Annotated in this window: 13 protein-coding genes; 2 read left to right on the top strand and 11 right to left on the bottom strand. The window is 64.5% G+C overall.

From position 1 onward, the window contains the following. Positions 1-301: 301 nt before the first annotated feature. Positions 302-1,609: a M18 family aminopeptidase gene (locus tag CH249_RS20950; RefSeq protein WP_094681854.1), complete on the bottom strand. Its 1,308-nt coding sequence runs from the start codon at positions 1,607-1,609 to the stop codon at positions 302-304. Between the two features lie 58 nt (positions 1,610-1,667). Between CH249_RS20950 and CH249_RS20945 the strand changes: the two genes are divergently transcribed. Next, positions 1,668-2,576: a hypothetical protein gene (locus tag CH249_RS20945; RefSeq protein ID WP_179272976.1), complete on the top strand. Its 909-nt coding sequence runs from the start codon at positions 1,668-1,670 to the stop codon at positions 2,574-2,576. Positions 2,577-2,670: 94 nt separating this feature from the next. Here the strand turns inward: CH249_RS20945 and CH249_RS28055 are convergent, their stop codons facing one another. From CH249_RS28055 to purS, 5 genes are read right to left on the bottom strand one after another with little or no spacing between them, the layout of a single operon-like run. Further along, complete coding sequence (locus CH249_RS28055) at positions 2,671-2,832, bottom strand: hypothetical protein (protein WP_155290807.1); 162 nt, start codon at positions 2,830-2,832, stop codon at positions 2,671-2,673. Continuing rightward, the gene (locus CH249_RS20940; RefSeq protein ID WP_094645721.1) at positions 2,829-3,161 is read right to left on the bottom strand and encodes a hypothetical protein; all 333 of its coding nucleotides are present in this window, start codon (positions 3,159-3,161) and stop codon (positions 2,829-2,831) included. Before CH249_RS20940 ends, CH249_RS28055 begins: the two co-directional genes overlap by 4 nt. Before the next feature lie 7 nt (positions 3,162-3,168). After that, positions 3,169-3,519 (bottom strand): VOC family protein, encoded by a 351-nt coding sequence (locus CH249_RS20935; RefSeq protein WP_094681855.1) that lies wholly within the window; start codon positions 3,517-3,519, stop codon positions 3,169-3,171. Between the two features lie 34 nt (positions 3,520-3,553). Further along, a complete protein-coding gene (gene purQ, locus CH249_RS20930) occupies positions 3,554-4,231 on the bottom strand; it encodes a phosphoribosylformylglycinamidine synthase subunit PurQ (RefSeq protein WP_045196674.1) in 678 nt (225 codons plus the stop codon). Next, positions 4,228-4,479 (bottom strand): phosphoribosylformylglycinamidine synthase subunit PurS, encoded by a 252-nt coding sequence (gene purS, locus CH249_RS20925; RefSeq protein WP_032395924.1) that lies wholly within the window; start codon positions 4,477-4,479, stop codon positions 4,228-4,230. The genes purQ and purS overlap by 4 nt, the downstream gene beginning before the upstream one ends. A gap of 100 nt (positions 4,480-4,579) precedes the next feature. Between purS and CH249_RS20920 the strand changes: the two genes are divergently transcribed. Then, entirely contained in the window at positions 4,580-5,218 is a 639-nt protein-coding gene (locus CH249_RS20920; protein WP_094681856.1) for an MBL fold metallo-hydrolase, read from the top strand. Here the strand turns inward: CH249_RS20920 and CH249_RS20915 are convergent. From CH249_RS20915 to CH249_RS20895, 5 genes are all read right to left on the bottom strand, one after another. Then, positions 5,215-5,895 (bottom strand): LppP/LprE family lipoprotein, encoded by a 681-nt coding sequence (locus CH249_RS20915; RefSeq protein WP_094630443.1) that lies wholly within the window; start codon positions 5,893-5,895, stop codon positions 5,215-5,217. The genes CH249_RS20920 and CH249_RS20915 overlap by 4 nt on opposite strands. Before the next feature lie 192 nt (positions 5,896-6,087). Next, positions 6,088-6,906, bottom strand: coding sequence for a hydroxyethylthiazole kinase (gene thiM / locus CH249_RS20910; RefSeq protein WP_176459133.1), 819 nt, complete (start codon positions 6,904-6,906; stop codon positions 6,088-6,090). A 177-nt stretch (positions 6,907-7,083) separates the two neighbouring features. Further along, a complete protein-coding gene (locus tag CH249_RS20905; protein WP_094681857.1) occupies positions 7,084-7,785 on the bottom strand; it encodes a DUF2334 domain-containing protein in 702 nt (233 codons plus the stop codon). A gap of 55 nt (positions 7,786-7,840) precedes the next feature. Continuing rightward, positions 7,841-8,350, bottom strand: a complete 510-nt coding sequence (locus tag CH249_RS20900) for a glutathione peroxidase (RefSeq protein WP_306436637.1) — start codon at positions 8,348-8,350, stop codon at positions 7,841-7,843. Between the two features lie 128 nt (positions 8,351-8,478). Then, entirely contained in the window at positions 8,479-9,873 is a 1,395-nt protein-coding gene (locus CH249_RS20895; RefSeq protein WP_094633005.1) for a cation:dicarboxylate symporter family transporter, read from the bottom strand. Positions 9,874-10,039: the final 166 nt, after the last annotated feature.

The following is a 10,039-nucleotide window of genomic DNA, read 5'->3' as shown; positions in this document are numbered from 1 at the left end:
CGCTCACCCCCGGACCCCGCAAACGCGCGCGCGTTAGCCATACGCGCGCGGAATTGCCACCGCACGGGTCACCAATCTGCGCGCACCTGACGAATGCGCGCGCGGTTGCGACTGGCCGACCGAGAAACGGGGAACGCCGAACGATGTCGCGCCGCGGTATTCAGCTTCCGCCCACACCCGCCGCCCCCCGACCCCCGCAAACGCGCGCGCGTTTGCCGAACGCGCGCGGAATTGCCACCGCACGGGTCACAAATCCGCGCGCACCCGACGAATGCGCGCGCGTGTGCGCCGCCGATCGAGCTCAGGCAGGAGCCAAGAATGCCGCCAACGCGTCGGCGTATGCCTTCACGTCGGCAGCTCCCATCAATTCTCGTGACGAGTGCATGGCGAGCTGAGCGGCTCCTACGTCCACTGTCGACAGGCCGGTGCGCGATGCGGTGATGGGTCCGATGGTCGATCCGCACGGCAGATCGGCGCGATGTACGTAGCGCTGCATGGGAACTCCGGCCTGGTCGCAGGCGAGCGCGAAGGCACCCGCTCCCGCGGAATCCGTTGCGTAGCGCAGATTCTGGTTGACCTTGAGCACCGGTCCCCCACCGAGTTCGATGCGATGCGCGGGCTCGTGCCGGTCCGGGTAGTTGGGATGCGTCGCGTGCGCCATATCGCCCGAGGCACAGATGGATCCGGCCATCGTGCGCAGGAATTCCTCACGCCCACCGCCGCGTCCGAGCACGATGCGCTCGAGCACTGTGTTCAGCAGGTCCGAGAACGCGCCGCGGTCGGACATACTGCCGACTTCCTCGTGGTCGAACAGTGCCAGCACCGGCGTGGCTGCGGTCGGATTGTCCACTGCGGCAAGCAAAGCCTGAGTTCCGGCGTAGCAGGTTCCTTGATTGTCCAGACGCGGCGCACTGACCAGTTCGGACTCGACGCCCACGACGGCACTGGGTGCGAGGTCGTGTGTCATCAACTCCCAACCCAGTACCGAATGCGGGTCGACGCCTTCTCGCTCGGCGACGTAGGCGATGAACGACTGAGGTGAATTGCCCACGCCCCAAATGGCATTGACGTGTCGCTGCGGATCGAGGGTGACGCCCTTGCGATCCTCGGACAGGTGGATTGCCAGCTGCGGAACTCGCAGAATGGGCTCGTCGACCTTCACCAGTACCTCGCGGGCGGTGTTGCCGTCGCGCACACTCAACCGGCCGGAGATACCCAGATCGCGATCGAGCCAGGAGTTGAGCCAGGCACCGCCGTACGGTTCGAGGCCCACCATCTGCCAGCCCGCGGATTGCAGATCGGGATGCTGCTTCACGCGAAGGTTGGGGCTGTCGGTGTGCCCGCCGACGATTCGGAACGGGCCGTCAGGAGTGGAGCCTGCGGAACGACCCGAATTACTGTGCTCGGTACTCCACGCGACGAGTGATCCGCCGCGAACGAGGTAGTAGCGGCCCGGGTCCGTCGACCAGGCGTCGGTCTCCTCGAGGCGTACGAAACCGGCGTCCTCGAGCTGCACCGACACCGTGTTGCAGACGTGGAACGGTGACGGCGACACGTCGACGAAGTTGCAGAGACCGGTTGCGGAGGCGTGAGTCGACATGGGAACCATTGTGGCAGCCGCCGCGTCGAACACCTCGAGAGCACACACCGACCGGGGGGACGACGTCATGAAATTTCATTCTTTGCCCGACTACGGCGCAGTTCACGCGACCACATTCGCCATCGTGCGAATGAAGACGATCGAAGCATTTCGCAAGCGCGGGGTGGTGGTTCACCGCGAGGACGCGACGACTTTGGCGGTGGGCTCGGGCGTTCGCATGTCACTGAACAATGTGTTCGCCCGATGCTCCGGGGTGAGTCGATCGGCGTGGGACGGCATCATCGCCGGCCATGTCGACCTCATGATCGAGACGATGCGCGAGGCAGATCCCACGTTCTTCACCGGATTGTCGGACGACGAATTCCACTCGAGGCTGCGCGAGCGCGTCATCGCTCCGTCAGCCCTGGCGGCTATGGGTGAGTGCGAGTACGAGTATTCCGTCCCACTACTCGACGTGCCGGGCGCACCGCGACGGGTGCTGAACCTGTCTTCTCCGAATCGCGCTGTGACACTGGCAGATCGGCATCTCGTCGGCCGAGACCTGAACGCCGCCTGGGCAGCCGGACGAAGGAACACCGCGGCGCTGAAGTTCGAGGACGGCCGAATTCTCAGCAGAAACAGCATCGACATCGAGGTCCTCAGCGGTGATTCGATCTACCTCGCGTCGAAGGTTGCCGATATGACCACGCTGATCTCCGCGCACCTCGGCGAATGTCTGTACGGCGTATTGTTCGTGGTTCCCAATGCCTACGAGTTCGTTTTTCACCGGCCGCGCAACGCCGACGTGGCGCTCATGGCAGCAGCCGAGCTCGCCGATCTGGCGGATATGTTCAGTCGTGATACACCGAGCCCACTGTCTCGCTCGGTGTTCTTCTGGCGGGACGGCGAGTACTGCCAGGTGTTCGACGGGATCTCGATCGAACCCACCGGCATCTTCGCCTCGACTGTGACCGAGCTGCGAGAGTGTGCGGCATGACTGTGTTCGACGGTCCGAACGCCTGGCATTCACGACGAACGCACCGCATTCCAGAGACGAAATGCTGGGCGCTCGTGTCCTGATAGGACGCGTGCTATTCGGGCGGCGGGACGGTGGGTCGTCCCGCTGCGGCGTCGCGAATCCACTGAGGTACCTCACGCCCGTTGCGTTCACGGATTGCGATCGATGCGCGAGCCGCGGCCGCGGCGACTTCCGGACGCCCAGCTTTGATCTTGCGTTCCTCGGCGGTGGTCATCGCGGTTCCTCCAGTTCATCGACTCGATTGTCAGTGTCCTCGCATTCAGAGGGTTCCGCCAGTGCGTGTCGGAGGGCGCGATCGGCAACGGCAACGAGAACGTCCTGTTCTGTTCTGGTTATGAGTGGCGAATCTGTGACCGCCCCGTAGATATCCCACCCCAGGGCAGCTTCGGCGTCGTCCGTGCTGACTGTGTGGTCGAGGCACCAGGTGATCCGCTGCCATGCCTGCGCTCGTTTGTCGGCGACGGTGCGCTGACGAATGGTGAGAGCGACTCCGACGACGGCGAGGACGCCTACCACCAGAGTCACCCATGCCTGGGCCGGCATTCACTGCTCAGTGCGACCCGGACACGCAGAACACGTTGCCGTCGGGGTCGCTCAGCGTCACCCAGCGAAAGTCGCCCATGGTGTGCTGCGCAACTTCGCGTGCACCCGCCTCGACCAGCCGCGCGACCTCGCCGTCGAGGTCAAGGGTGGTCATGTCGAGGTGGACGCGATTCTTGCCCGGCGTCGGGTCCTCGATCTTCTGGAAGGCCATTCGGTACGGTGCCGCAGCGAGTTCGACGACGTAGAACCAGCCGTCGTTCTCTTCCACGATCGTTCCGTCCACCTGTGCCGCCCACCAGTGTGCGAGCGGTTCCGGATCGGTTGTGTCGAACGTGATCATGCCCAAGGTCAGTGTCATGGCGGCACAATAACCGCGACCACCGACACGAAACTCAGGCGTTGACGATCGTGTCCAGTGCCGAGTAGAAGATCCCCAGGCCGTCGTCGCTCGGTCCGGTCAACGGCTCGGTGGCGTGCTCGGGGTGCGGCATCAAACCGACGACCCGACCGTTGGCCGAGGATATTCCTGCGATCCCCCGCTGCGATCCGTTCGGGTTGGTGCCGCTGTAGCGGAACACGACGCGACCCTCGCCCTCGAGCTCGTCGAGCACGTTCTGCGGTGCCTGGAACCGGCCCTCGGCATTCTTGACCGGGATCAGGATCTCGGCACCGGGCTCGTAGCGCGACGACCATGCGGTGTCGGTGTTCTCCACCTTCAGCCACTGATCGCGGCAGACGAAGTGCAGACCCTCGTTACGGGTCAGCGCGCCGGGGAGCAGGCCCACCTCGCAGAGCACCTGAAAGCCGTTGCAAATGCCGAGGATCGGCATGCCACCCTCGGCGGCCTTCACGACGGACTCCATCACGGGGGCGAAGCGAGCGATTGCACCGGCCCGGAGGTAGTCGCCGTACGAGAATCCGCCGGGGACGACGATGGCGTCGACGTTCTTCAGATCCGCATCGGCATGCCACAGACTGACGGCCTCGCCACCGGCGAGGGTGACGGCGCGCGAGGCGTCGACGTCGTCGAGGGTCCCGGGAAACGTGATGACCCCTACGCGGGCGCTCATGCGGCGGGCTCCACCGAGACGCGAGTGACCGTCCAGTCCTCGATCACGGTGTTGGCAAGCAGTGATTCTGCGATCTTCTCGAGTTCAGCGTCGTCGACGGTGTCGTCGACCTCGAGCTCGAAGCGCTTGCCCTGGCGGACGTCGGACACGCCGGAGATCCCCAGACGGCCGAGCGCTCCTGCGATCGCCTGACCCTGCGGATCGAGAATCTCGGCCTTGGGCATGACATCGACAACGACTCGGGCCACGAAAGCGCTCCTTGAAATACGTACAGCAAGACAGTTACCGGCAGGTGGGAGTCTACGCAGCCCTGGCGGGAGGCGCGAAACCGCGCTTACTGTGGAGTCCATGCGGCTGACACACTTCGGACATTCCTGCGTTCTCGTCGAACTCAACGGCACCACCGTGTTGTTCGATCCCGGCACGTTCTCTCACGGGTTCGAGGGCATCACCGGACTCGACGCGATCCTCGTCACCCATCAGCATCCGGATCACGTTGATCTGCAACGGCTTCCCGCGCTCGTCGAGGCGAATCCGCGAGCGGCACTGCACGCCGATCCGATGACCGCGGGCCAGCTCGGCGGCCAGTGGACTCCGGCTCCCGCGGGTCAGGCCTTCACGGTCGGCGGCATCACGGTCACCGGCGTCGGCGGCACCCATGCCGTCATCCATCCCGAACTGCCGGAGATCGACAACACCGGTTACCTGCTCGGCACTCCGGAGAATCCGGGCCAGCTGTTCCACCCGGGTGACTCGCTGTTCGTCCCCGAGCAGCAGGTCGAGGTGCTCGCGCTTCCCGCAGCCGCGCCGTGGTCGAAACTCTCCGAGACCGTCGAGTTCCTGCGCGCGGTGGCTCCGAGGATGGCCTTCCCCATTCACCAGGCCGTGGTTGCGGAGCAGGCAAGGGGCATCTATTACGGCCGCTTCAAGGAGATGTCCGACGCCGAAATCCGCGAGCTTCCCGAGGAATCGTCCGTCTCGATCTAGCCGATGACCTCGGGCGGGAGGGTACCGATCATGGTCACTTGCGTCCCATCCCATCGATAGTCGATCGTCACCGGGCCGCCGGTCGGATTCGCGTTGGCGTCGTTCGCGAGAGGCCAGCGGTAGTTCACGGTGACGGTGTCGGCGGTCTGGCCCACCACCGAGGTGAACGCGGTGGGCTCGAGCGTCGCTGTGCCCAGGTAGTCGTAGTTGTGACCTGCGAAGAAGAGAAGGTGCGTCGGAGACGACACGGTCCCGCCGGTGTCGGCTCGCACCCAGGTGAACGGCGCGCAGGCGTCACCGATTTTCGTTGCGATCCACGGCTCGCCCGGGAAGTACTCCGGCAACGACGCGACCGCGTCGACCACCCTCGTGGAGTCCAGCCCCAGGCAGATGGGGTACTCCGAGCCCGGTGCATGCTGTTCGCCGTCGGGCAGGGAGTTGTTCTCCGGTAGTTCCTCGGTGTTCGAGTCGACCGGACCGTTCGGCTCTGCGCCCCCGGCGTCGACGATCGGCCGGCCCTCGTCCTGCTGGGCCTGTGGCTGGGTGGCCGGGGCCTGAGCGCTCGAGGTGAACGCCGTGGTGGGGGCAGCAGTGACCGGCGCTGCGCTCGGTTCGTCCGAGTTTCCGCACGCGACAAGGCTGAGAGCAGTGAGGGTGACGAGGAGAATTCGCTTCATGAGACCACCTGGTTCGATTTGCCCGACGCCAGGTATGTCCGCCCGCAAACATGTTCCGTTACATCACGTTTCGGTCAAGAGGGCGTTACCTTCGCAGCGATCTGCATTTTTCGCACCACTACGCGCACATTTCGCGACATTCCCGCGGATACTGCGGCACAGTGGAGCGCCAGGTGCACACTGGAGCGCGCGTCATTCAGGCCAGCCGATGTCGAGCCGAACCAATTCACGAATTGCCGACTCGTCGACAGTGTCGAGTCCGTCGAGGAACGCGGCTGCGAAGGATCCCGGCCGCGACGTCGACCGGGCCGCGATCTCCGACGCCACCGCGACATGCGCGTGCGCCGCGACGGCACCGATCAGCGCATTCGGTGACACCGAGCAGTAGGCAGCCGTCAGTGCACCGAGCGCACACCCGGTAGCCGTAACTCGCTGCAGCAGTGCACTTCCGCCGCCCACCTTCACCAGGCCGCCGGGGCCGAGGATGTGATCGATCTCCCCTGATGCAGCCACCACGTCCACTCGATCGAGCAGCGACCGGGCCGCTTCGACCGAATCTGCCACGGCTGCAGACGAATCCACGCCGCGCGATCCGCCGTCAGCGCCCGCCAGTCCCATGACTTCCGATGCATTTGCGCGAATGACGCTGGGCCGGTTGGCAAGCAGCTCCACGGCCACCTGGGTTCGCCACGGCAGACCGCCCGCTCCCACCGGATCGAGTACCCACGGCTTCCCCGCTGCCCTCGCCGCGGCCGACGCCAGCCGAGAACTTTCCACCTGGGCAGCCGTCGGAGTTCCGAGGTTGACCAGCACTGCATCGGCGATCTCGGCGAATCCGGCCGCTTCCTCTGGGTTGTCCACCATCGCCGGAGCGGCACCCGCGGCCAGGAGTGCATTCGCGACGAACTGCACCGACACGGTGTTGGTCAGACACTGCACCAGCGGATTGCGATCGCGCAGAATACGATGCGCGGCGACGATGTCGTCCAGGGTCACAGTCGAGACACTCATTGTTGCGAGTCTACGACCGCGCCCACCCCGTTCGCGTCAATGGACCATCGCATACGTCTGGGCGCTGCACTGGCACATTCACGCCACAACCCCGTGCGCGTGAATGTCGCATTGCATACGTCTGGGGAGTGCAATGGTCCATTGACGCGAGAGCGCGCGAGCGAACGAAACGGTCCGCTAGGCCACGCGGGATTTGGTGCGTGGGGTCCATTCGTAGACCCCGGCCTCGGCTCCGTGGTGCAGGGAGAGGTCGATGGCGTCCAGGATTGCCTGGCGCGGTCCGGGCCGTCCGAGTTGCTTGGCGCTGATGGCCAGGCGTACCACTCCGTCGCGGCGGGCGGTGCGGCCTGCGCCGAGTACCAGTGCTTTGAACCACCAGGGTTCGGCTTTGAAGCCTTCGCCGATTCCCCAGACTCGGGCGCGGACGACACCGTCCCGGTCGAGGTCGTGAATACCGTTGAGCGCAGCCAACGTTCGAAATCCCGCGTCGGGCAGTGCTTCCACGGCGCCGGGTGAAGCGATCCAGCGGGGAGCGGCGAACACCCGGGTGCGCAGGCCGGTCTGTTCCATGACGCGGTCGGCGGCCATCAGTCGAAGTCGGGCTTCGTGACGCGGCAGTGCGGAGAACTCGGAGCGTCGACGCTTCGTCGCGGCCTGGTCGTAGCCGTGCAGAACGATCGCGTCGCCGCCGTCGCGTCGCGCCCGCAACCATTCCTGGGTGGGCGCGTCCGCTGCGAGACGGTATCTGTCCTTCAACCGAGGCGCGACGAGCAGTGAGAGCGGAACGCCTCGTCCGTCGAGGATCCGCGCGAACTCGGCGGCGTGCTCGTAGGTGTCGTTCTTGATACCGCTCACCGACACGATCAGACGTCCAGACATGACTCGAGCCTCGCACACCAGCGTGAACGAGACTCGAAGTCGATGCAGACAGAAGCTAAACGGTCATCGTTTCCTTCGGCAGGATCTTGTCGATCGCTGCGAGCACCTCGGGGGCGTCCGGCTCGGTGCGCGGACGGAAACGGTTGGTGACGACGCCGTCGGGCGAGATCAGGAACTTCTCGAAGTTCCACTGGACGTCTCCGGCCTTGCCTTCGGCGTCTTCGGTCTTGGTCAGTTCGGCGTACAACGGGTGCTGATTGTCACCGTTGACGTCGATCTTCTCGGTCATCGCGAACGTGATGCCGTAGGTGGTGGAGCAGAAGGTTTCGATCTCTTCTGCCGTGCCGGGCTCCTGGCCACCGAACTGGTTGCAGGGCACTCCGACGACCGACAGGCCACGAGAGGAGTAATCGTTGGCGAGCTTCTCGAGCTTTTCGTACTGCGGGGTCAGTCCACACTTGGACGCGACATTGACCACGAGCACGGCCCGTCCGGCGTACTCGTCGAGCGAGGTGGGCGCACCGCCCAGCGTGTTGATGCCGATGTTCTGAACTTCAGTCATCATCCGAACTTACCTGTGAGTACGCCGAGAACGGGAACCGACGTGGAAAACAAGAACGACCCCGCTGGTGGCGGGGTCGTTCTCGGTTTTCCGAACCGGGCGACGGGGGGATGCGCGGCGCCCGGCAGGCACTACGCCTTGGCGGCGTGCTTTTCGATGATGACCTGCTTGTCTGCAGGCCGGTCGTCCTCGGGGAGGTGATCGTCGACCATGGTCTCCTCGTCGAACGGAAGGTTGCCGTCGAGGACGGTATTGACTCGATCCTTGTCGATGGTCTTGGTCCAGGTGCCGACCAGCAGGGTGGCGACGGCGTTACCCGAGAAGTTCGTCAGCGCACGGGCCTCGGACATGAAGCGGTCGATTCCGACGATCAGGCCGACTCCGTCGAGCAGTTCGGGGCGATGGCTCTGCAAGCCACCGGCCAAGGTGGCCAGACCGGCTCCGGAGACGCCGGCTGCGCCCTTGGAGGCGATGATCATGAAGAGCAGCAGCGAGAACTGCTCGCCGATCGAGAGCGGCATGTTCATGGCGTCGGCGATGAAGATCGAGGCCATCGTCAGGTAGATCGCGGTGCCGTCGAGGTTGAACGAGTATCCGGTGGGGACGACGATGCCGACGGTGGTGCGCTCGACTCCGACGTGCTCCATCTTGGCGATCAGACGCGGCAGGGCCGATTCGGAGGACGACGTGGCGACGATGAGCAGGTACTCACGGGCCAGGTACTTGACCAGCTTGAAGATGGAGAAGCCGGAGACGAAGCGCAGGATCAGTCCGAGGAAGAAGAAGACGAAGATGAAGCAGGTGATGTAGAAGGCGAGCATCAGGGTGCCGAGCTGGATGACGGCGTCGAACCCGGTCTTGCCGACAACACCGGCAATGGCACCGAAGGCACCGATCGGGGCGAGCCACAGGATCATGGTCAGGATGCGGAAGACGAGCTTCTGCACCGAACCGATGCCCTTGAGGATGCCCTCGCCGCTCTTGCCCATGGCCTGCAGCGCGAAGCCGACGAGGATGGCGACGAACAGCGTCTGCAGGACGGATCCGGCGGTCAGCGACGACAGCAAGCTCTCCGGGATGATGCCGGCGATGAAGTCCATGGTTCCGCCTGCACCCTCTGCGGTTTTGGCGTACTCATCGCCACCGCCGGGCACGATATTGAGTCCCTCGCCGGGCTGAATCAGGTTGCCGACGACCATGCCGATACCGAGGGCGATGGTCGACATCGTGATGAAGTAGGCCAGGGCAAGGCCGCCGACCCGTCCGACGCTGGCTGCCGCTCGAACCGATCCGATACCGAGGACGATGGTGCAGAAGATGACCGGGCTGATCATCATCTTGATCAGGCTGACGAAGAGCGTGCCGAGGACCGCGAGCTCGACGGCGAAGTCCTTGGCGGTCAGTCCTACGATGACGCCGGCGACGACGGCGATGATCACGGCGATGTAGAGCCAGTGAGTCTTGTCGCGCTTCTTCTTGGGCTCGGTGGGCGGATTGTCGAACCGCTCCGCATCGATGGTTGTCATGAATGTTCCTTCTGGTTCCGGTGAAGCGCGAGTCGAACTGCTGGCTTCGTGACTACTGGGAGTGGAGTGAGGTGGATCACCCCTGCTGAGAGATGATGTTGCTGCACCGGGTGACAGGAGTCACCTATACGTTCATTTCGTTCACGTTCGATGTATTGCACGAAAG

Origin of the sequence: Rhodococcus sp. 05-2255-3B1, from assembly GCF_002258545.1 — a bacterium.
Taxonomy (GTDB): Bacteria; Actinomycetota; Actinomycetes; order Mycobacteriales; family Mycobacteriaceae; genus Rhodococcoides.
Note: the sequence above shows the minus strand (reverse complement) of the source record. Positions and strands in the feature narration are given on the sequence as shown.

Coding starts and splice junctions, on each gene's coding strand:
- CH249_RS20950 (WP_094681854.1), bottom strand. CDS start 1,609: ATGGTTCCCATGTCGACTCACGCCTCCGCAACCGGTCTCTGCAACTTC.
- CH249_RS20945 (WP_179272976.1), top strand. CDS start 1,668: ATGAAATTTCATTCTTTGCCCGACTACGGCGCAGTTCACGCGACCACA.
- CH249_RS28055 (WP_155290807.1), bottom strand. CDS start 2,832: ATGACCACCGCCGAGGAACGCAAGATCAAAGCTGGGCGTCCGGAAGTC.
- CH249_RS20940 (WP_094645721.1), bottom strand. CDS start 3,161: ATGCCGGCCCAGGCATGGGTGACTCTGGTGGTAGGCGTCCTCGCCGTC.
- CH249_RS20935 (WP_094681855.1), bottom strand. CDS start 3,519: ATGACACTGACCTTGGGCATGATCACGTTCGACACAACCGATCCGGAA.
- purQ (WP_045196674.1), bottom strand. CDS start 4,231: ATGAGCGCCCGCGTAGGGGTCATCACGTTTCCCGGGACCCTCGACGAC.
- CH249_RS20920 (WP_094681856.1), top strand. CDS start 4,580: ATGCGGCTGACACACTTCGGACATTCCTGCGTTCTCGTCGAACTCAAC.
- CH249_RS20915 (WP_094630443.1), bottom strand. CDS start 5,895: ATGAAGCGAATTCTCCTCGTCACCCTCACTGCTCTCAGCCTTGTCGCG.
- thiM (WP_176459133.1), bottom strand. CDS start 6,906: ATGAGTGTCTCGACTGTGACCCTGGACGACATCGTCGCCGCGCATCGT.
- CH249_RS20905 (WP_094681857.1), bottom strand. CDS start 7,785: ATGTCTGGACGTCTGATCGTGTCGGTGAGCGGTATCAAGAACGACACC.
- CH249_RS20900 (WP_306436637.1), bottom strand. CDS start 8,350: ATGATGACTGAAGTTCAGAACATCGGCATCAACACGCTGGGCGGTGCG.
- CH249_RS20895 (WP_094633005.1), bottom strand. CDS start 9,873: ATGACAACCATCGATGCGGAGCGGTTCGACAATCCGCCCACCGAGCCC.